The following is a 21,148-nucleotide window of genomic DNA, read 5'->3' as shown; positions in this document are numbered from 1 at the left end:
CTTGAGGGAGAGCCGGACGCGCTCGACCGGGTTCAGCTCGGGCTCGCGCCGCCCTTTCGCGGCGCTTGAACTCTCTAACAACGCTCGCACAAGCGCCCCGAAACGGCCTATCCTTGCCGAGAAGGCTCGAAGCGGGCTCGTGGTAAAGCGACAAGCAAAAAGAAAACATGACGTCGAAAGCAACCTTACACATCGTTGGCGCGGGGCTGGCAGGCTCGGAAGCGGCATGGCAGGCGGCGGAACGAGGCGCGCGCGTGATGCTGCACGAGATGCGGCCCGAGCGGCAAACGGAAGCACACAAGACGGGCGGCTTCGCGGAACTCGTTTGCTCGAATTCCTTCCGCTCGGACGATTTCGAGACGAACGCGGTGGGCCTCCTGCATGAGGAAATGCGGCGCGCGGGCTCGCTCATCATGGATGCGGCGGCGCGGCACAAGCTGCCCGCGGGCGGCGCGCTTGCGGTGGACCGCGATGCGTTTTCGGCCGAGGTGACGGAGCGGCTTCGGGCGCATCCGAATGTCGAGATCGCAAGCGGCGAGGTAGACATGCTGCCGCCCGCCGACTGGGGATCGACGGTAATCGCAACCGGCCCGCTCACGTCGCCCGCGCTGTCGGCGTCGATCGTCGCGGCGACCGGCGAGGACGCGCTCTCCTTTTTCGACGCCATCGCGCCCATCGTGCTGTTCGACAGCATCGACATGGACGTGGCGTGGATGCAGTCGCGCTACGACAAGCCCGGCCCCGGCGGCACCGGCAAGGACTACATCAATTGCCCGCTCGACCGCGACCAGTATGAGGCGCTGATCGACGCGCTGCTCGCCGCCGAGAAGACGAGCTTCAAGGAGTGGGAAAAGACACCCTATTTCGAGGGCTGCCTTCCCATCGAGGTGATGGCCGAGCGCGGGCGCGATACGCTGCGCTACGGCCCGATGAAGCCCGTGGGCCTGATGGACGCGCGCACCGGCAAGCAGCCCTGGGCCGTTGTCCAGCTTCGGCAGGACAATGCGCTCGGCACGCTGTGGAACATGGTCGGCTTTCAGACCAAGCTGAAGCACGGCGAGCAAAGCCGCGTGTTTCGCATGATCCCCGGCCTCGAAACCGCGGTCTTCGCCAGGCTCGGCGGCTTGCACCGCAACACCTTTCTGAACAGCCCGAAGGTGCTCGATGGATCGCTACGACTGAAGACCGCCCCGCATGTGCGCTTCGCCGGGCAGGTGACGGGCGTGGAAGGCTACGTCGAATCGGCGGCAATCGGCCTTCTCGCGGGGCGCTTTGCCGCCGCCGAACTCGACGGCCGCGATCCGCTTCCGCCGCCGCAGACGACCGCGCTAGGCGCGCTTCTTGCTCATATCACGGGCGGCCACCTCTCAGAGACCATCGAGGGCGGCCCGAAAAGCTTCCAGCCGATGAACGTCAATTTCGGCCTGTTTCCACCGCTAGCCGAGCCACAGAAGAAGGTGCGAGGCGAAGCGAAAGGCGCGGCCAGAAAGAAAGCGCTATCCAGACGCGCGCTCGTGGAGCTTGATCTTTGGCTTGAGAAGGATATGGTTTCGGCCCGTGGTGGGCACGCGGCTTGATCTGGACCAATCCGAGGTGCATAAACCGGGCGGCAGCTTGGCCGTGCGGCATATGTAGATCTTGCCTCTTGCGGCGCTGGCTGCCACATATCACCAACGCCGAAATTCCGCATCCCGTCTGGAGCCGCCATGGTTCAGCTCACGCTGCCGAAAAACTCGAAAATCCGCAAAGGCAAAACCTGGAACTCTCCGGGCGCGAACGCGGCGGACTGGAAGCGGTTCGAGGTTTATCGCTGGGATCCGACCACAGGCCACAATCCGCAAATGGACACCTATTGGGTGAACCTCAAGGAATGCGGCCCGATGGTGCTCGACGCCATCATCAAGATCAAGAACGAGATCGACCCGACGCTCGCCTTCCGCCGCTCCTGTCGCGAGGGCATCTGCGGGTCGTGTGCGATGAACATCGACGGCACCAACACGCTGGCCTGCACGAAGCCCATCAAGGAAATCTCCAGCACGGTGAAGATCTATCCCCTGCCGCATATGAGCGTCAGCAAGGATCTTATTCCCGACCTCAGCCATTTCTTCGCGCAGCATCGCTCCATCGAGCCTTGGCTTCAGACCGATTCGCCGCCGCCGGAGACCGAGTGGCTTCAGAGCCGCGACGACCGCGCGGTGCTCGACGGCCTTTATGAGTGCATCCTCTGCGCCTGCTGCACGACGTCGTGCCCGTCCTACTGGTGGAACGGCGCGCGCTTCCTCGGCCCCGCCTCGCTGCTTCAAGCGCGCCGCTGGATCGCGGACAGCCGCGACGAGCGAACGGGCGAACGCCTCGACAACCTCGAAGACCCGTTCCGTATGTATCGCTGCCACACGATCCTGAACTGCGCGCAGGTCTGCCCGAAGGGCTTGAACCCAGGTGAGGCCATCGCCGAGCTCAAGAAGCTCATGGTCGAGCGTCAGCTTTAGCCGTGAAGCCCGCTTCGGTGGGCGGAAAATTGGAGACCGACAGCGAGCGGCGGCACCCCGCCGTTGATGCTGCGTCTGCTATCGCCGCCGTGGCCTTTGCTCGATGAGCGTATTTAATTCGCGCTCGCGCGCCGTCTCTCGGGCGCGTCTTCCGGCTGGACCAGGGAAATGCCCGGCAGAGTCAACGCGTCCATGATCCATGGATAGTTCGGAGCGATCTCTTCGCTCATGCGCCGGCCGATCGCCGCCTTGGCTGTGTGTGCTACCTGACGCGGGATGTCGCCCAACTCCCTCTCCCGAGCGAGAACGTGAATCTCGCGTGATGCGATAATGCCAGGCATGGGCGCGAAGGTCACGCCCTGCCAGAAAGCCTGGCCGCGCAGCATGCATAGCGGCGTTAGGATGGTCCAGCCGAGCCCCGATGCCACCATGGCAAGGACCGTCTCGGAATCGTCGAACTCCGCGCGGCCGGTCGCCTCGATACGAAGGCGGCGCAGGAGCCTGTCCACCTCGCGGCCGAGCATGGTTCGGGAACTGAGCCGCACGATATCGCGTTCGCGGGCAAGCGCGCCCAGATCGGCAATGTCGGGGTCGACGCCGCGAGGAACCGCAAGAACGAGCGGCTCGCGCAGAATTCTGTACCGTTCGAGATTGGGCTGGTCTTCAAGGGGGTCCGGCGAGATGATGATGTCGACCTCTCTGGCGAGAAGCGCGCGCCGGTGCTGGCTGTGAAGGCCGATCTGCACGGACCAGAGAGCGGCGATTCCGCGCAAGCTCGAAACCAGATCGAGTCCGATTGTGCCTGCAAGCGTATCGACCAACCCGATATTGAGTTTCGGCAATGCCGCCATGGCGGGCGCTCGCGCAGCCTGAATCGCCTCTCTTGCCGCAAGGAGCACGCCGCGCGCCTTGTCCAGGAGGACAGCGCCGGACGGCGTCAGCGCAATGGGCCGCACCTGACGGTCGAAAAGCTGCACGCCGATAGACTGTTCGAGATTGGCGACGATCTGGCTTACAGCCGATTGTGTAAGCTGCGCCCTGCGCGCGGCCTGACTGATGCCGCCGCATTCCGCGACCAGAACGAAAATGTCCAGCGAACGAAGATTGATTTCCAGAGAATCATGTCGTCCCCGTTCCATCTGCGAGGGGTTCGGCCTTCGCTCTTTCACATCTGACCTTGGCGATTGGAAGTCCTGCGGGAGAGGGCCGCACGGATGAATGGTCTGCCCCGATGCTCATTGGCATATTACAACCTGGGACGCAATGTAAGAGGTTTCATGTATCTGAATGTTCCGCGACAGGATTTCCACGTATGATTGAGTGCAGGCCGCTTTCCGCACCTGGCCAAGAGAAAATTAACGATAAACTAACACTCGACTCGGCATATGTGCGAATTGCCAGTCCGTCCCCGCGGGAGAAAACGATGCGAGATTTCCGGGTATGGTACCGGCGGGCAGCGGGGGCAGCCGCGGTTGCCGCATGTTGGTTTGCGCTGTTTCACGGTACCGCGGCGGCCGCGAGCGATGCGGCGCCCGTGTCTTGTCCGTTCGGAAGCGCGGATTTTCTCCTGATCGTTGCCGTTCTGGGCGGCGTCGCCGCTGCTCTCGGTGTGCTTGCCTTCGTCGTCCGCGAGCAATCGCGCCACCGCGCAAAGCAGCTTCTCCGCCAGAACGCGAGGCTCGACGCGCTTTGCACGATCGAGGGTAATTTCAGGGCGCTTGCCGCCCTTGAGCCCCAGGTGTTCGTGATCTGGAGCGACACTCACGCCCGGCTCGCTCTGCACACCATGCAGGGGGCGGTCGGCGTTCCGTCGAAACTCGCGCAATTGCTGCGGTTCGGCTCATGGCTGCACCCGGACGACGCCAGCCTTACCGCGGAAAACCTCGCGAGGCTGCAATCGCGCGGCGAAGGCTTCGTTTCGAACGCAAGCACGCTCGAAGGCCATGTGATCGAAATCGCGGGCGCGGTTTCCGGCGCGGACATCGTCATGCGCATCCGGTCGTTTTCTCCGGTCAACAAGGAACTCGTGCGTCTCATCGGAGACAACAAGCGGCTCAAGCAGGCCATTCAGGACCGCGAAAGCATCCTCGACGCGCTGCAAACGCCCGTCTGGCTGCGCGACGCGAAGGGCGCGCTGACATGGGTCAACACGGCGTATGTCTCGGCCATCGACGCGAAGAGCCGCGAGGAAGCCATCGACAGACAGATCGAGTTGTTCGAGACCCGGCAGCGAACCGATCTGCACCGCATGAGCCAGGCCAAGAGGCCGGGCCGCATCAAGCTGCAAACGATCTTCAACGGCAGTGTGCAGACCTATGAAGCGATCACGGCCCCGATCGAGCGGGGAAGCGGCGGCGCGGCGCTGGACGTTTCGATGTGGAAGACACAGCGCGACGAGCTTGAGCGGCAGATCGCGGCAAACGCGCGGACGCTCGACAAGGTGTCGACGGGCGTCTCCGTGTTCGGCGTGGATCGCTCGCTCTTCTATTGCAACGATGCGTTCGCCAAGATCTGGGATCTCGAAATCGCCTGGCTCGCCGCGAAGCCCGCCGCGTCGGAGTTCTTCGACCAGCTTCGCCAGCGCCGCCTCTTGCCGGAACAACCCGATTACCGCAAATGGCGCGACGGCAAGATCCTCGCCTTCGAACGCAGCCGAACGCTCGACGAATTGTGGCATCTCCCCGATGGACGCACCGTTCACGTCGTGAAGGATTGCCGGGACGACGGCGGCCTGACGTTCCTTTTCGACGACGTGACCGAGAAGCTTGCACTCGAACGCCAGTTCCACACGCTTATCGAGGGGCAGCGCGAGACGCTCGACCACCTGAGCGAAGGCATCGCCGTGTTCGGCGCGGACGGTCGGCTCGACCTCTACAACCCGTCCTTCCGATCCATCTGGACGCTGTCGGAAGAAATGCTCGACGAACAGCCGCATTTCGAGGATATCCGCAAGGCGAGCGACACGCTGGCACCCGACCCCGATTTCTGGCACACGCTGCGCGAAGCGGTCACGGGCATGCCGGAAGCCCGCGACACCTTCAGCGGCACGGTTGCGAAAAGCGACGGCGCGCATCTCGCCTATGTGGTGACGCCGCTGCCGGACGGCGGCACGCTCGTCACCTTCGCGGACGTGACCGACAGAAAGCGCTTCGAAGAGGTGCTGCTCGAAAGGAACGAGGCGCTCGAAGCTTCCGACAGGCTGAAGACGGCGTTCCTGAGCCATGTGTCCTACGAGCTACGCACGCCGCTCACCACGATCATCGGCTTCACCGACATGCTGGCCGAACCTGCTTTCGGCGCGCTCAACAACAAGCAGCGCGAGTATCTCGACCACATCAAGACGTCGAGCGAGGTGCTTCTCAACATCATCAACGACATCATCGACCTTGCGGCCCTCGACGCAGGCGCGCTCGATCTGAGGCTTGCCCCGGTGGAGATCGAGAAACTCATCGAGGCGGCGGAACTCGGCGTGCGCGAACGCCTCAGCCGCGCGAATGTGCATCTCGATGTGCATATCGCGAGCGGCGCGGGAACGGTGATGGCGGATTCGAACCGCATCATTCAGGTGCTGTACAATCTGCTTTCGAACGCCATCGGCCTTTCGCCGGAGGACGGCAGGATCACCCTTGCCTGCCGCCGTGAGCGGCACGGCGTCGCGATCAGCGTGCAGGACACGGGGCTCGGCATTCCGGAGGAAGAACAGGCGACGGTGTTCGATCGCTTCGAGAGCCCCAGCAAGGGCTCGCGGCATCGCGGAGCTGGGCTCGGCCTGACCCTCGTGAAAAGCATCGTAGAATTGCACAAGGGCCGCATCGATCTGCGATCGACGCCGGGCGCGGGCACCACGGTCACCGTGTTCCTGCCCGACAATCACCCTGCGCTGCAAAAGGGCAAGGCGTCCGCCGACCGGAAGTCGGCGCGGGCAATCCCCGCCCAGTGAGGTGTTAGGAGGCGTTGCCCGCCGCTCATGAATTCCGGCTCGTTGACGGCCGGGTTTGGCGCATCCGGCTCAAGTGCTGTCGCCGTCCTCCGCCGCTGGCGACGACCCGCCCGCACGCCCGAGGATTTCCCTCGCGTTGGCGACGTCCACCGCCATTTGCTGCGCGAGCGCCTCGGCCGACTTGAACTTGGCGTCGTCGCGGATGTAGGCGATGAACTCGATTTCAATCGTCTGTCCGTAAAGGTCGCCGTCGAAATCGAAGAGGAAGGTTTCAAGCAGCGGCTGCCCGGCGTCGAATGTCGGCCGCGTGCCGAGATAGGATGCGCCCTGCACCTTGCGGCCATCGATATAGGCGTTGACGGCGTATATGCCATGCTTCAGCGACACGCCGTCCCCAAGGCGAATGTTCGCGGTCGGGTAGCCCAGCACCTTGCCGCGCCCTGCCCCGCCTTCGACCGGGCCTGAGATCCGCCACCACGAACCGAGCATTTCGGCGGCGGCCGCGACATCGCCCTCCGCGAGCAATTCCCGAATGCGCGTCGATGAAAACACGTCGCCTGCGTAACCCTGTGCCGACACGACCGTCACCCCGAATCCATGTTGCCGCCCGAGCGCGGCAAGCACGTCCGGATTGCCGCTGCGGCCTTTGCCAAAGAAGAAATTGTAGCCGACGCTTGCGTGCTTGATGGCGAAGGCGTCGACGAGGATTTGCTCCACGAAGGCGTCCGCCGGGAGCCCCGCGAGGTCCGCGTCGAACGCAATCACCGCCGTGAAGCCGCAGCCATAGGCGGCGAGCAGGTCGAGCTTGCGCTGTAGCGTCGTGAGCCGGAACAGCGGCTTCTGCGGCTGGAAGAACTTGCGCGGATACGGCTCGAAGATCATGGCACCCATCGGCAGGCGGCCGTCCTGAGCCTTTTCCTGCGCGGCGTGGAGCACGGCGCGGTGGCCGCGATGGACCCCGTCGAAGGTGCCGATCGCGAGCGACGCACCTTTCGCGGAGTCGGGAACTTCATGCCACCCGTGGACGACGTCCATTCCACCTCACTCGGAGCTGTTCGCGCGCCTCGGAAACGCTTCGAACCGCTATTTCTGCTTAGGTTCGCGCGACGGAACCATGATGACGGCCTCGCCGACGACAACCGCTTTCCCACTCACTTTGCACTCGCAGTGGAAGATTGCCCTTCTCTTTTCCGTGATCAAGTCCGTAACCCGCACCGTCGTGACGACTTCGTCGCCGATATGGACCGGCGCCTTGAAGTTCAGCGTCTGTGAGATGTAGATGCAACCGGGGCCGGGGAGCTTGGTGCCGAACACGGCGGAGATGTAGGCCGCCGACAGCATGCCATGCGCGATGCGCTGCTTGAACGGCGTCGTCGCGGCGAACGCCTCGTCGAGGTGCACGGGGTTCGTGTCGCCGGAGATTTCGGCGAAGCTGGTGATGTGCTCGTCCTTCACCGTGCTCGTGAGGCTCGCCTCCTGCCCGACCGACAGATCCTCGAAATATAGCCCCTGCTGTGCCGTGCCCGTCATGTGTTCCTCCGTGGCGCCGAAACCGGGGCGCGACAGCCCCGTGTCGATGGCCTTGTCATAGGCCCCGGCCCTGTTTTGCGCAACCGCGCGCGAGCGAATCGCCTCGCGCGATCAGGATTCGTTCATGGCGGAGCGGCTGAGTCGCGGCAGATGCAACCCCGCATGTCGCCAGTGTCCACAGCCGCAACCGAAAGGTGGACGGCGGGGGGCTGCCAGGTTGAACACGCCTTGCCGCCGCTATAGTCTCGCCCCTCAAAATCGGCTTTGGGCGCGCGGGGTGCCCTCGGCTTTGAAACAGCAGGATTTTCGCCGTGAGCTACGCTTGCGGCGGTAGAACAGGAGAGCGGCGTGGACGACGCATCAGGGTTCGACGGCGGAGCCGACATCGGCGCGAGCGGCGGCAGCATCGACAAGTCGGCCAAGGAGCAGCTACGCACGGTCGTCGAGCGCATCGAGCGCCTCGAAGAGGAGAAGGCGGCGCTCGCGGGCGACATCAAGGACATCTATGCCGAGGCCAAGGCGAACGGCTTCGACACCAAGGCGCTGCGGAAGATCATTTCGCTGCGCAAGAAGGACGCGTCCGAGCGGCAGACCGAGGAAGCCATCCTCGCCACATACATGCACGCGCTCGGCATGCTCGAATAGGCGCATGCGCTGTGGGCCGCCCATCGCTCGCGGGCGCGGACCGACCTACGGCCGCTTTTCGCCGCCGGAGAACACGGCCTTCGCGATGATGCGGCCTGCGTTTGCCGCCTGCGTGCGAAGTTTCCGCCAGTCGAAGCCCTTGTCGATGTCCTGAAGCGTGCGCACAAGTTGCGCGCGCTGCGCCTCCGGCATCTTCTCCGTGATCGAGGCCCAGATCGCATCGACATTGTAAAGGCCGACGCCCGTGTCGAGACAGGCCGGGATCGTGTCCTCGGCGGCGAAGCCGAGGTCCGCGTCCGCCGCTTCGACCGCACCCCGGATCGAGGCGGCCTTTGCGTTCGAGGCGTCGTCCAGATCGTAGGGCGGCGTCCATTCGCGCACGGGGCGAAGCCGATCTACGTGACTCAGCACGAACAGCACGGGCGGACGGCGGCGGTTGGGCCGCTCGGCGAAATGGGCGCGGATGGCTTCAAGCGCGCGGGCGTCGAGGTCGCGGTCGGGGCGAACAGCGCTCGCGACCCACAGAATGAGATCCGCATTCGCGGCTTCCTCCACCAGCGCCTGCAAGGGCTCGTCCGTGCTGTCGAGGCCGGGGCTGTCGAGCAAGAGCGCCTGCGGTACGCCCTCGCGTTTCAGTTCGTAGGCCGTGAAGCCGTTCGTCAGCGGCAGCACGTCTGACCCGGCGCGGATTTCGGCCAGCAGCGCATTCACGAGGCTCGACTTGCCCGCGTTTACCTGCCCGGCGATGAGCAGGCGCAACGGCTCGGCCTCAACCTTCGAGGCGGCGCGGCGGTCGCGCTCCGTCGCCTCGGTCACATGCGCCTGAAGGTCTTCCGGCTCGACACGCAAACGCCCGCCGTAAAGGTCGATGGCGGCGCGGCCGACTTCCTTCACGTAGGCCCGCGCGAGACGCTTGGCGAGTTCCTCGCGCCCCCAGCGATACATCTGGTTCGACATGCGCTCGCGCAGTTCCTGCGTGACCGCCGCCGCCGGGTTCAGCATGCGGATGATGCGCCAGATGTCGTAGCCCTTCTGCGCCACATCGATCAGCGAGCGATATTCATAGATGCGGATGATCTGCCCGATGGTGAGCTTGTCGCCCAGCGGAATGTTGTCCGCGACGACGGGCTTGAGACGCACGGCGACCTGCTCGACAATCGTCAGCGCCTCGGGCGCGGTGAACTCCCAGAGCGGATTTTCCTGCTCCGGGTGAAGCTTCCGGGCGACCGCGTCGATGGTCCGCTTGCCGAGCGCCCAGAACGCCGCCCAGCTTGTCAGGTCGTCCACCTTCACCGTGTCGGCGACTTCGAGCACCGCGTCCCACGCCTGATTTTCGCGAGGCGTCCAGGTGTCGGCGGCGGCGTCCTCGGGAAGCTCCACGTCGCGTGGCGCTCGGAGCGGGATGTCGAGGCGGCGGAACAACGCGAGCTGGGCCAGGAAGGCGATGCCGACAAACGCGAAAGCGCCGGCAACCCAGTAAAGCGCATAGCCCTTCTCCCACAGCCACAGGCCGCCAAGCGGGATGAGCGTCAGCGAAGGCAGCACGAAGCAAAGGGCGACGAGCGCAAAACGTAGCCAGATCAGATTGTCCTTGCCGCCGCTCATGCAGACGCGCCTTCCGGCTTGCGGTCGCCTTCCGCCTTCTTTCGAAACCGGAACGCTTCCGACAGCGCGGCAGCGTAGGCTTCCGCTACGCCTTTCGGGTCGCTCTGGCCGAGACGACGACGCGCGAGGAAGTAGCACGCCGCCTTGCCGATGGCGAAGGTGGTGGCAAAGCTCGACGCGGCCGCCGCCGCCGCGCCCGCCGTCTGCCCGTAGACCGGGATGAGCTTCGCAAGCTGGCGCGCGCCGAACGACGCGGCCATGCGCGTCACCACGCCTGCGCCGAGGCATGCGCCGAATTCGGACAAGGTGCGGCGGTTCCACTCCACGCCGTAGATGCTTGCGAGGCTGTGCAGCATCTTCGCCTGAACGGCGGGGACCGCGACCGCGCCCGCGACCGGCATCACATCGGCGGCGGCGGCGGCGCTGGAATAACCCATGATATGGGGATGCGCCTCCCGCGACAGCGAGTCTCCCGCCCGGCTGCCGCCGTCCTTCAACGCCGCCACGATGCCGGCGGGCGCGGCTTTTTCCAGCGCGGCCAGTAGCTGCGGCAGGCCGTAATTCACCGGCTCGAAGCCGTCTTCGGGTTGCGTGAAATCGATGGGCACGAACAGCACGAGGCCATCGCCGGGCAGATCGGCGAACAGTGCGCGCTGGTGGGCGAGGCTTCTGGCGAGGTCCGGCGGCACCGGGCCGACCACTTCGAGCGCCGCGCCCGGTTCGCCGTAGGGATAGGCGGCGGGGTGGCCATCGCCCGTCTTGTAGCCATCGTGCAGCGTGGTCTGGGCGACGACGACCGGCCAGCCGGGGTGCCGCGCGCGCGCCGCCTTCACTGCATCCACCACCGCATCCTGCTGCGGATCGAGCGCCTTCATCACAGCGAGGATCAGATGCGCCTGGCTTTCATGCACGGCGATGTCTTCCGCCGGATCGTAGCCCGCCTCGCCGAGGCCGCGCGTGTCGAGAAAACGAATTACGGGGGCGTCGGCGGGGAAATCGAAGATTTTCGCCGTCCGTGTGCACGGCTTGTACCCCTGCCCGACCTCCGCCGCCGTAACGCCCGTGAGCGCGCGCACGATGGACGTCTTGCCGGACTGGACCTTGCCGATGAGCCAGATGACGGGCGCGCTGATCTTCGCAAGCTCGGCCACTCGCTCGTCTGACGGGGTGCTCGCTGCCTGCGGCGTGAGCACATTGTCGCGCACGGCCTTCCAACTCCGCATCAGGGTGCCTTCAAATTCGTCACGCAAGGCCATCGCCGCCGATTCCGCTCATAAAGTGAGCTGCCAATTTAACCTGTGAAACACCCTGCGAAGCGCAGTTTTCGTGAGGGACGCGCGTTATTATATAGGGTGTGACGACGACGTTACAGGCTCGGCGCATCGGTTCTTCTGTCACGGGTTCGCTAGCAGACGCGGCGGGCGTTTCGCCGAAGCGCGCGGGACATTGCAGACTTGTCACGGTTCTAAAATTCTGGCACGCTTCCACCATTGGCGCGATAGCGTGGGCAATGCTCGGCCCGTGAACCATTTGTTCAGGAGACAAATGCGTTTCGGGATCGGGCATTTGCGTGCCTGAATGAAATAACTGGGCAGGGGACGACACGAATGACTATGGGCGGCATTGACAGCGGAACATACGGAAGCGAAGCGGCCAGGGCCGCGACGCGAAAACATCGCCGCTAGAAGCCGCGCGCGGAACGGTTCGAATAGCGCGCCCGACGAACGACATAGAACCGACTCCTCATTAAAATTCCCTTGCGAATGCCAAGAGCCATGACCGATACCGCGATGCCAACCTGCAATAGCTCCCTCTCCGCCCACGGCTTTCCCGAGCCGCAGGGGCTCTACCACCCCTCGCGCGAGCATGACGCCTGCGGCTTCGGCCTCATCGCCAACATCAAGGGCGTGAAAAGCCATGCGATCGTGCAGGACGCGCTCAAGATCCTGCTCAACCTCGAACATCGCGGCGCGGTCGGCGCGGATCCGCTGGCCGGCGACGGCGCGGGCATCCTCGTGCAGCTCCCGCACGATTTCTTCGTCGCGGAAGGCGTGCGGATCGGCTTCAGGCTGCCGCAGACGGGATATTACGGCGTCGGTCAGCTCTTCATGCCGCAAGACCCGGAGGTTCGCGCGAAGTGCGAAACCGTCGTCGAGACGGTGCTCGCCGAGCAAGGGCTGCCGTTCATCGGCTGGCGCGACGTGCCGGTCAATAATGAAACCTTGCCGGAGACCGTAACCGCGACCGAGCCGTTCCAGCGGCAGGTGTTCATCGGCCGTCCGCATTGCATCTCGGACGAAAGCGCCTTCGAGCGCGCGCTTTACGTGGCGCGGCGCATCATCTCGAACCGCGTGCGCGCTGAAATCGGCGCCGACATCAACTTTTATCCCGTGTCGTGCTCCTGCCGGACCATCGTCTACAAGGGCATGTTCCTGTCGTACCAGCTCGGCGAATATTACAACGACCTGCATCATCCGCTGTTCGCGTCGGCGCTCGCGCTCGTGCATCAGCGCTTCTCGACGAACACCTTTCCGTCGTGGAAGCTCGCGCACCCGTATCGCATGGTCTGCCACAATGGCGAGATCAACACGCTGCGCGGCAATGTGAACTGGATGGCGGCCCGGCAGGCGAGCGTTTCGTCGCCGCTGTTCGGCGGCGAAATCCAGAAGCTCTGGCCGATCTCCTATGAGGGCCAGTCCGACACCGCCTGCTTCGACAACGCGCTCGAATTTCTGACGCAGGGCGGCTACAGCCTCGCGCACGCCATGATGCTGCTCATCCCCGAAGCCTGGGGCGGCAACGCACTGATGGACGAAAAGCGGCACGCCTTTTACGAATATCACGCCTCGCTCATGGAGCCGTGGGACGGCCCCGCCGCCATCGCGTTCACGGACGGCAGGCAGGTGGGCGCCACGCTCGACCGCAACGGCCTCCGCCCCGCGCGCTATGTCGTGACCACCGACGACCGCGTCATCCTCGCGTCCGAAGCGGGCACGCTTCCGGTACCGGAAGAGAAGATCGTTCACAAGTGGCGGCTTCAGCCCGGCAAGATGTTGCTGATCGACCTCGAAGAAGGCCGCATCATCTCCGACGACGAGATCAAGACCGAACTCGCCAGCATGCGCCCGTATCAGGAATGGCTGAAGCACGGTCAGGTGCGCGTCGAAAATCTTCCGCCAGCCGCCCCGTCCCAGACGAAGACGAACGTGGCCCTGCTCGACCGCCAGCAGGCGTTCGGCTACACGCAGGAGAGCTGGAAGTTCCTGCTCGCGCCGATGATCGAGACCGGGCAGGAAGCCATCGGCTCGATGGGCACAGACACGCCCATTTCCGCGCTCTCCTCGCGGCCGAAGCTGCTCCACACCTATTTCAAGCAGAACTTCGCGCAGGTCACGAACCCGCCCATTGACCCGATCCGCGAGGAACTGGTCATGAGCCTCGTCTCGTTCATCGGCCCGCGTCCGAACATCCTCGACCTTCAGGGCACGTGGAAGCTGAAGCGGCTCGAAGTCTCGCAGCCGATCCTGACGAATGAAGATCTGGAGCGCATCCGGCATATTGCGGATCACCCGGATACGCCGTTCCGCACGATCACGCTCGACGCAACCTATGGCGCGGACCTCGGCGCCGAGGGGATGGAGCGCGCGCTCGACCTGCTTTGCAAGCGCGCGGAAACCTCCGTCCTTCAGGGCTGGAACATCATTATAGTGTCTGACCGCGAGGCCGGCCCGAACCGCATCCCGATCCCGAGCCTGCTCGCGACGAGCGCGGTGCATCATCACCTCATCCGCAAGGGCCTGCGCACGTCCGTCGGCCTTGTGGTCGAAACGGCCGAGGCGCACGAGATCCATCAGTTCGCGGTGCTCGCGGGCTTCGGCGCGGAAGCCATCAACCCCTATCTCGCCTTCGAGACGATCGAGGCGAAACTCGGCGAGTTTTCGAAGCCGATCGCCAAGAAGGAAGCCGAGAAGCGCTATGTAAAGGCCATCGGCAAGGGCCTGATGAAGGTGATGTCCAAGATGGGCATCTCTACCTATCAGTCTTATTGCGGCGCGCAGATCTTCGACGCCGTCGGGCTTCGCTCGGACTTCGTGAACAAGTATTTCACCGGCACGCAGACGGCCATCGAGGGCGTCGGGCTGGACGAGATCGCGCGCGAAACCGTCGAGCGCCATCGCCTCGCCTTCTCCGATGCGCCGGTTCTCAAGGGCACGCTCGATGTGGGCGGCGAGTACGCCTATCGCGTGCGCGGCGAAGATCACGTCTGGACGCCCGACACCGTGGGCGACCTTCAGCACGCTGTGCGCGGCAATCTGCCGGAGAAGTATCGGTCCTTCGCGAAGAGCATCAACGAACAGGCCGAGCGCCTGATGACCATCCGCGGCCTGTTCCGAATCAAGGACGCGGGCGAACTCGGGCGCGCGCCCGTGCCAGTCGATGAGGTGGAACCGGCCGTCGAGATCGTGAAGCGCTTCGCCACAGGCGCGATGTCCTTCGGCTCGATCAGCCGCGAGGCGCACACCACGCTCGCCATCGCCATGAACCGCATCGGCGGCAAGTCGAACACGGGCGAAGGCGGCGAGGAAGCCGACCGCTTCAAGCCGCTCGCGAGCGGCGACAGCATGCGCTCCGCCATCAAGCAGGTGGCGTCGGGCCGCTTCGGCGTGACGACGGAATATCTCGTCAATTCCGACATGATGCAGATCAAGGTCGTGCAGGGCGCGAAGCCGGGCGAAGGCGGCCAGCTTCCGGGCCACAAGGTCGACGACACCATCGCGAAGGTACGCCATTCGACGGCGGGCGTCGGCCTCATTTCGCCGCCGCCGCACCACGACATCTATTCCATCGAGGATCTGGCGCAGCTCATCTTCGACCTGAAGAACGTGAATCCCGAAGCCGACGTCAGCGTGAAGCTCGGCTCCGAAGTGGGCGTTGGCACCGTTGCGGCGGGTGTCGCGAAGGCGCGCGCGGACCACATCACCATCGCGGGCTTCGAGGGCGGCACGGGCGCTTCGCCGCTGACCTCGATCAAGCATTGCGGCAGCCCGTGGGAAATCGGCCTCGCCGAAACGCAGCAAACGCTGGTGCTCAACCGGCTGCGCGGGCGCATCGCGTTGCAAGTCGATGGCGGCATCCGCACGGGCCGCGACGTGCTCGTGGGCGCGTTGCTCGGCGCGGACGAATTCGGCTTCGCGACGGCACCGCTGATCGCGGCGGGCTGCGTGATGATGCGCAAGTGCCATCTCAACACCTGCCCCGTCGGTGTCGCCACGCAAGACCCGGTGCTTCGCGCGCGCTTCAAGGGCACGCCCGAGCATGTGATCAACTACTTCTTCTTCGTCGCAGAAGAGGTGCGCGAATACATGGCGGCGCTTGGCGTCCGTTCCTTCAACGAGCTTGTCGGCCGCACCGACTGGCTCGACAAGGAAAAGGTGATCCAGCACTGGAAGGCGCAGGGCCTCGACTTCACGAAGATGTTCCACAAGCCGGACGTGCCGTCGAATGTCGCAAGCTACCACAGCGAGCGGCAGAATCATCCGATCGCCCATGTGCTCGACCGGAAGCTGATCGAGCTTGCGAAGCCCGCGCTCGAAGGGGGCAAGGCAGTCAAGCTTGAAGTGCCGATCCACAGCGCCGACCGCTCGACGGGCGCGATGCTGTCGGGCCGCGTCGCCAGGGCGTACGGTCACGCGGGCCTGCCGGAAGATACCATCTGGATCTCGCTCAAGGGCACAGCCGGGCAAAGCTTCGGCGCGTGGGCCGCGAAAGGCGTCACGCTCGATCTCGAAGGCGAAGGCAACGACTATGTCGGCAAGGGGATTTCCGGCGGCAAGCTCATCATCCGCCCGCCGTCGAACACGTCGATTGTGCCGGAGGATAGCATCATCGTCGGCAACACCGTGCTGTATGGCGCGATTTCCGGCTCGTGTTACTTCCGCGGTATCGCGGGCGAGCGCTTCGCGGTGAGGAACTCCGGCGCGGTCGCGGTCGTCGAAGGGACCGGCGATCACGGTTGCGAATACATGACCGGCGGTTGCGTGGTAGTCCTCGGCAAGACCGGGCGCAATTTTGCGGCGGGCATGTCGGGCGGCATCGCCTATGTTCTCGACGAGGACGGCTCGTTTCCGAAGCGCTGCAACATGGCGATGGTCGAGCTTGAGCCCATCGATCCGGGCGACGTCTCGCCCTTCAATCAGGCGAGCGGCGACACGCTCGAACGCTTCAACTACGTACACCTCATGCACGATATGACGCGCGACGACGAACTGCGGCTTGCCCGCCTTATCGAGAACCATCGCCGCTATACCGGATCCGAACGCGCAAGGGCCATTCTTGAAAACTGGTCCTTCTACCTGCCGAAATTCGTGAAGGTCATGCCGACCGAGTATCGCAAGGCGCTCGAAAACATGAAGCGGATCAAGGTTGCGCCGACCCCGCCGGAGCAGGCGGATATTTCCATCGGCGTGACTGCCGCCGGTTGAGCAAGGCGAGCCTGTATCGCTCGCGTGGTCCGGCAGGAAGGCTTGAGGCGGCTTCTGGCCGGACAAACGAAAAGGACTTCGGGTTTCGACCGTTCCGGCAAAGGCGGGCGCGATCCGGGATAGAGGGCGGTCCGATCGAGTTGCGATGCACTCGATCGGCAAACGGCCTCGCAATTGAGGCGGTGGCCAGCGCGAACCTGACCGACTCCGGCTCGCGAGCAGCTTCGCGGCGGACGGAAGCTCGGGCTTGTGACGCTTGGCGGCGACGCCGAACAACGGAAAACGACGGCTGGCGCATGCGGGCCGACAGCATGCAGCGCGGGTAAGACAATGGGAAAGATCAGCGGTTTTCTTGAAATCGAGCGCGAAGAGCGGGACTACGCACCCGTCGCGGAGCGCACGCGGCATTTCCGCGAGTTCGTGCTGCCGCCGACGAGCGAGGAGGTGAGTCGCCAGGCCGCGCGTTGCATGGATTGCGGCGTGCCTTATTGTCATCGCGGCTGCCCGATCAACAACCAGATCCCGGACTGGAACGACCTCGTCTATCACGACGAATGGGAAACGGCGGCGAGAAACCTCCATTCGACGAACAACTTCCCGGACGTGACGGGACGCATCTGTCCCGCGCCGTGCGAGGCGGCTTGCACGCTCAACATCGACGACGTGCCCGTTACCATCAAGAGCATCGAGTGCGCCATCGCCGACCGCGCTCTGGACGAGGGCTTCATCGTGCCGGAACCGGCCGAGGTGAAGACCGGCAAGCGAGTGGCCATCGTCGGCTCCGGCCCTGCGGGTCTCGCCGCCGCCCAGCAGCTCGCTCGCGCGGGCCACGACGTGCATGTCTACGAGAAGAACGCGATGCCGGGTGGCCTCATGCGCTACGGTATCCCCGACTTCAAGCTTGAGAAGCAGATCATCGAACGGCGCGCCGTGCAGATGCAGGCCGAGGGCGTGACCTTCCATTGCGGCGTGCATGTCGGCGTGACGGTGCCCGTTGCCGAACTCGAACGCGACTTCGATGCCGTACTGCTTGCTGGCGGCTCCGAGCGACCGCGCGATCTTCCTGTCCCCGGGCGGGAACTGAAGGGCGTCGAGTTTGCCATGAGCTTCCTCTCGCAACAGAACAGGCGCGTTTCGGGCGAGCCGCTCGGCGAAGTCGAGCCGATCCTCGCGACGGGCAAGCGCGTCGTTGTCATCGGCGGCGGCGACACCGGCTCGGACTGCATCGGCACGTCCATCCGGCAGGGCGCGGCGTCTGTGACGCAGATCGAAATCATGCCGAAGCCTCCCGTCAAGGAAAACAAGGATCTGACATGGCCGGCGTGGCCGTTGAAGCTTCGCACCTCGTCGAGCCAGGAGGAAGGCGCCGTCCGCGAGTTCAGCGTGATGACGGCCCGCTTCGAAGGCAACGACGATGGCGAGGTCACGCGGCTTCATTGCATGCGCGTCGACGACAGGATGAAGGCCGTTCCCGGAAGCGAGTTCGTGCTGGACGCTGATCTTGTGCTGCTCGCCATGGGCTTCGTTTCGCCGGTTCAGGAAGGGCTGCTTGCGGATCTCGGCGTCGAACTCGACGCGCGCGGCAACGTCAAGGCCACCGACCGCGACTATGCCACGTCTCGACCGAAGGTGTTTGTGGCGGGCGACATGCGGCGCGGGCAATCGCTCGTCGTCTGGGCGATCCGCGAGGGCCGTCAGGCCGCGCATGCGATCGACCAGGCGCTTATGGGGGCGACGCTTTTGCCGCGCTGAGAGGCTTCGCCGAGGCGACCGTCCGGCACTGTGCGTTCTCCATATCCCAAAGCGGTTTCCTTCGTTGAGGCGCCGTTGATGGCAGGTGTCGCGTGCATCAAGCGGCTACTGCTCTGCGCGTCGCCGCCATCTCACCCCGGAGGCTCAATGCCTCCGCGACGTGTATCGCATGAACCCCGGCGCTCGCGTCGAGGTCGGCGACCGTGCGCGCAAGCCTGAGCGTGCGGTGATAGCCCCGCGCCGAAAGCCCGGCCACCTCCGCCGCCTTCTCCAGCATGGCGAGGCCCTCGCGGCTGAGGGCGCAAAAGTCGTCGAGAAGCGGGGCCGGGCAGTTGGCGTTCGTCGTGATCGCCTCGTTGCCAATGATGGAATAGCGCTTCATCTGGATGGACCGGGCCGCCAGAACGCGCAGCGCCACCTCCGCGCTGCCCTCCCGCGCTGGCGGCAGGGCGAGGTCGGTCGCCTTGACCGGCGCCACGGGAATCTGGATATCGATCCTGTCCCACAGCGGGCCGGAGATGCGAGCTCGGTAGCTCTCCTCGCAACGCGGTCCGAGCTTGCAGGTCATGCCGGGCGTCCATGCGTGGCCGCAGCGGCAAGGGTTCATCGCCGCCACGAGCTGGAAACGGGAAGGATAGCGGATGCGGTGATTGACGCGGGCAATGATGGTCTCGCCGCTTTCGAGAGGCTGCCGCAGCGCATCGAGCACATGCGGCGGAAACTCAGGCAGTTCGTCCAGGAAGAGCACGCCGTGATGGGCGAGCGCCACCTCTCCCGGCTTTGGCCTTGCGCCGCCGCCCACCAGCGCCGCCATGCTCGCCGAATGATGCGGCGCGCGGAACGGCCTTGTCGCGGTCAGCGCTCCGTTCACAATGGTGCCCGCGATGCTCTGCACCATGGCGACCGCCAGCAGCTCGTGTGGTTCGAGCGGCGGCAAGATGCCCGGCAACCGCTGCGCCATCATGGATTTGCCGGCGCCCGGCGGCCCGATCATCAGCATGTGATGTCCCCCGGCCGCCGCTACCTCCAGCGCGCGTTTGGCGCTTTCCTGTCCTCGCACGTCCCTCAAATCGGAGGAAGATCCGGCGCTGCGTTCGAGATGCGGTTTTGGTCGCGCGAGCGCGGACGTGCCCTTGAGATGATTGACGAGTTGCGTGAGATGCGCGGGCGCGACGATGGGCATGTCAGCCGAAGCCCAGGCAGCCTCCGGGCCCGAACCGGCGGGACAGATCAACCCTTTGTCGAGGCCGCTCGCCCCAAAGGCCGCCGGCAGCGCGCCGGTGATCGGGCCAAGCGACCCGTCGAGGCCAAGCTCGCCGATAATTATGAAATCCTTCAGCAGCTCGCCGGGAATCGCCCCGGCGGCAGCCATCACGCCGAGAGCGATGGGAAGATCGTAGTGTGTCCCTTCCTTCGGCATGTCGGCGGGTGCGAGATTGACGGTGATGCGCTTCGCGGGCAGGCCGAGCCCGATGGCTGTGAGGGCGGCGCGAACGCGCTCACGGCTTTCGCCCACGGATTTGTCCGGCAAACCCACGATGGAAAAAGATGGAAGCCCCGGCGCGATCAGCACCTGCACATCGACCTGTTTTGCGTCGATGCCCTCGAACGTTACGGTCGAAACCTGTGCGAACATTTACGCCACCCACTCGCCTACCTTCAACAAGTGGAATGGATATTATCGCCTCGTTTTACAAAATCAAGAACATTCAAGGAACTTTAGCGGAACAAACTTTCTCTTCCACAACATCCCAGATAAGCGCCGCGATGTCCGCCCCCCCGAAGCGTCTCACCTCGCGGATGCCCGTCGGCGAGGTGACGTTGATTTCGGTGAGATAGTCGCCGATGACGTCGATGCCCACGAAAATGAGGCCCCGCTTTTTCAGCTCGGGTCCGATGGCCGCGCAGATGTCGCGCTCGCGCGGTGTCAGCTCCGCCGCCTCGGGACGCCCGCCCACATGCATGTTGGAGCGCGTTTCATTTGCAGCGGGAACGCGGTTGATCGCGCCCACCGGCTCGCCGTCGACGAGGATGATGCGCTTGTCGCCCGCGCGCACGTCAGGCAGGTAGCGCTGCACGACGAAGGGTTCGCGGAACACGGTCTGGAACAGCTCCACCAGCGAGCCCGTGTTGGTGTCGTCCTGCTTGATCCGGAACACCGCCGCGCCGCCGTTTCCGTAGAGCGGCTTCACGATGATATCGCCGAACTCCTCCCGAAAGGCGGTGACGTCGTCGAGCGTGCGCGCGATGAGCGTCGGCGGCATGAGGTCGGGAAACTGCGTGACGAAAAGCTTTTCCGGCGCGTTGCGGACGCTTGTCGGGTCGTTCACGACGAGCGTTTTCGGATGGACGCTGTCGAGGATGTGCGTCGTCGTGATATAGGCCATGTCGAACGGCGGGTCTTGCCGCAGATGGATCACGTCGAGTTCGTCGAGCGCGAGCTTCTGCCGGGGGCCGAGTTCGAAATGCGCTCCCGCGATATCGTGCACGCGCAGTTCGTGCCCTTCGGCGATGGCGCGACCGTCGCGCAGGACGAGCTTGTCGGGCGTGTAGTAGAAAATACTGTGATGGCGGCGCTGCGCTTCGAGAAGGAGCGCGAAGGTTGAATCGCCCCTGATGTCTATTTTCTCGATCGGGTCCATCTGGACCCCGGTTTTCAGACGCATCCGATCCTCGCTCGAAGAGGGTTCGGAGCAGACTTAAAG

13 protein-coding genes are annotated in these 21,148 nt (G+C 64.6%); 6 read left to right on the top strand and 7 right to left on the bottom strand.

Features of this window, described 5'->3' with window-relative positions; all coding sequences use genetic code 11:
- The first annotated feature begins 167 nt into the window (after positions 1-167).
- Entirely contained in the window at positions 168-1,577 is a 1,410-nt protein-coding gene (trmFO, locus tag KKP04_RS13855) for a methylenetetrahydrofolate--tRNA-(uracil(54)-C(5))-methyltransferase (FADH(2)-oxidizing) TrmFO (protein ID WP_215032781.1), read from the top strand.
- Positions 1,578-1,706: 129 nt separating this feature from the next.
- Positions 1,707-2,489: a succinate dehydrogenase iron-sulfur subunit gene (locus tag KKP04_RS13850; protein WP_215032779.1), complete on the top strand. Its 783-nt coding sequence runs from the start codon at positions 1,707-1,709 to the stop codon at positions 2,487-2,489.
- 113 nt (positions 2,490-2,602) lie between these two features.
- On the opposite strand, the gene KKP04_RS13845 is transcribed toward KKP04_RS13850, so the two are convergent.
- Entirely contained in the window at positions 2,603-3,628 is a 1,026-nt protein-coding gene (locus tag KKP04_RS13845; RefSeq protein ID WP_215032776.1) for a LysR family transcriptional regulator, read from the bottom strand.
- A gap of 395 nt (positions 3,629-4,023) precedes the next feature.
- Here KKP04_RS13845 and KKP04_RS13840 point away from each other — a divergent pair, with 395 nt between their 5' ends.
- On the top strand, positions 4,024-6,429 hold the full coding sequence (locus tag KKP04_RS13840; RefSeq protein ID WP_215032773.1) for a PAS domain-containing sensor histidine kinase: 2,406 nt from the start codon (positions 4,024-4,026) through the stop codon (positions 6,427-6,429).
- Positions 6,430-6,498: 69 nt separating this feature from the next.
- On the opposite strand, the gene KKP04_RS13835 is transcribed toward KKP04_RS13840, so the two are convergent.
- Together KKP04_RS13835 and KKP04_RS13830 are read right to left on the bottom strand one after the other, a co-directional pair.
- On the bottom strand, positions 6,499-7,464 hold the full coding sequence (locus tag KKP04_RS13835; protein ID WP_215032770.1) for a bifunctional riboflavin kinase/FAD synthetase: 966 nt from the start codon (positions 7,462-7,464) through the stop codon (positions 6,499-6,501).
- 48 nt (positions 7,465-7,512) lie between these two features.
- The gene (locus tag KKP04_RS13830; RefSeq protein WP_215032766.1) at positions 7,513-7,959 is read right to left on the bottom strand and encodes a MaoC family dehydratase; all 447 of its coding nucleotides are present in this window, start codon (positions 7,957-7,959) and stop codon (positions 7,513-7,515) included.
- A gap of 384 nt (positions 7,960-8,343) precedes the next feature.
- Here KKP04_RS13830 and KKP04_RS13825 point away from each other — a divergent pair, with 384 nt between their 5' ends.
- Complete coding sequence (locus KKP04_RS13825) at positions 8,344-8,604, top strand: DUF2312 domain-containing protein (RefSeq protein WP_037236817.1); 261 nt, start codon at positions 8,344-8,346, stop codon at positions 8,602-8,604.
- A 45-nt stretch (positions 8,605-8,649) separates the two neighbouring features.
- On the opposite strand, the gene KKP04_RS13820 is transcribed toward KKP04_RS13825, so the two are convergent.
- Together KKP04_RS13820 and KKP04_RS13815 are read right to left on the bottom strand one after the other, a co-directional pair.
- Complete coding sequence (locus KKP04_RS13820) at positions 8,650-10,209, bottom strand: GTPase family protein (protein WP_215032763.1); 1,560 nt, start codon at positions 10,207-10,209, stop codon at positions 8,650-8,652.
- Positions 10,206-11,432 carry a GTPase family protein gene (locus KKP04_RS13815; RefSeq protein ID WP_251134120.1) on the bottom strand — a complete coding sequence of 409 codons (1,227 nt, stop codon included), beginning with the start codon at positions 11,430-11,432 and terminating at the stop codon, positions 10,206-10,208. Before KKP04_RS13815 ends, KKP04_RS13820 begins: the two co-directional genes overlap by 4 nt.
- Positions 11,433-11,984: 552 nt before the next feature.
- Here KKP04_RS13815 and gltB point away from each other — a divergent pair.
- The gene (gltB, locus tag KKP04_RS13810) at positions 11,985-16,691 is read left to right on the top strand and encodes a glutamate synthase large subunit (RefSeq protein WP_215032757.1); all 4,707 of its coding nucleotides are present in this window, start codon (positions 11,985-11,987) and stop codon (positions 16,689-16,691) included.
- A 330-nt stretch (positions 16,692-17,021) separates the two neighbouring features.
- Positions 17,022-18,443, top strand: a complete 1,422-nt coding sequence (locus KKP04_RS13805; RefSeq protein WP_215032754.1) for a glutamate synthase subunit beta — start codon at positions 17,022-17,024, stop codon at positions 18,441-18,443.
- A gap of 97 nt (positions 18,444-18,540) precedes the next feature.
- Here the strand turns inward: KKP04_RS13805 and KKP04_RS13800 are convergent, their stop codons facing one another.
- Complete coding sequence (locus KKP04_RS13800) at positions 18,541-20,079, bottom strand: YifB family Mg chelatase-like AAA ATPase (RefSeq protein WP_215032751.1); 1,539 nt, start codon at positions 20,077-20,079, stop codon at positions 18,541-18,543.
- Positions 20,080-20,152: 73 nt separating this feature from the next.
- Entirely contained in the window at positions 20,153-21,109 is a 957-nt protein-coding gene (gene gshB, locus KKP04_RS13795) for a glutathione synthase (RefSeq protein ID WP_215032748.1), read from the bottom strand.
- Positions 21,110-21,148: the final 39 nt, after the last annotated feature.

Origin of the sequence: Rhodomicrobium sp. Az07 (assembly GCF_018619475.1) — a bacterium.
GTDB lineage: Bacteria > Pseudomonadota > Alphaproteobacteria > Rhizobiales > Rhodomicrobiaceae > Rhodomicrobium.
The sequence above is the reverse complement of the archived record's forward strand: the minus strand, read 5'-3'. Positions and strand labels throughout refer to the sequence as shown.

Bases quoted from the DNA above. Each gene is read 5' to 3' on its own strand.
- KKP04_RS13835 (WP_215032770.1), bottom strand. From the start codon at position 7,464: ATGGACGTCGTCCACGGGTGGCATGAAGTTCCCGACTCCGCGAAAGGT.
- KKP04_RS13830 (WP_215032766.1), bottom strand. From the start codon at position 7,959: ATGACGGGCACGGCACAGCAGGGGCTATATTTCGAGGATCTGTCGGTC.
- KKP04_RS13850 (WP_215032779.1), top strand. From the start codon at position 1,707: ATGGTTCAGCTCACGCTGCCGAAAAACTCGAAAATCCGCAAAGGCAAA.
- KKP04_RS13815 (WP_251134120.1), bottom strand. From the start codon at position 11,432: ATGCGGAGTTGGAAGGCCGTGCGCGACAATGTGCTCACGCCGCAGGCA.
- gshB (WP_215032748.1), bottom strand. From the start codon at position 21,109: ATGCGTCTGAAAACCGGGGTCCAGATGGACCCGATCGAGAAAATAGAC.
- KKP04_RS13845 (WP_215032776.1), bottom strand. From the start codon at position 3,628: ATGGAACGGGGACGACATGATTCTCTGGAAATCAATCTTCGTTCGCTG.
- trmFO (WP_215032781.1), top strand. From the start codon at position 168: ATGACGTCGAAAGCAACCTTACACATCGTTGGCGCGGGGCTGGCAGGC.
- KKP04_RS13805 (WP_215032754.1), top strand. From the start codon at position 17,022: ATGGGAAAGATCAGCGGTTTTCTTGAAATCGAGCGCGAAGAGCGGGAC.
- KKP04_RS13800 (WP_215032751.1), bottom strand. From the start codon at position 20,079: ATGTTCGCACAGGTTTCGACCGTAACGTTCGAGGGCATCGACGCAAAA.
- gltB (WP_215032757.1), top strand. From the start codon at position 11,985: ATGACCGATACCGCGATGCCAACCTGCAATAGCTCCCTCTCCGCCCAC.
- KKP04_RS13820 (WP_215032763.1), bottom strand. From the start codon at position 10,209: ATGAGCGGCGGCAAGGACAATCTGATCTGGCTACGTTTTGCGCTCGTC.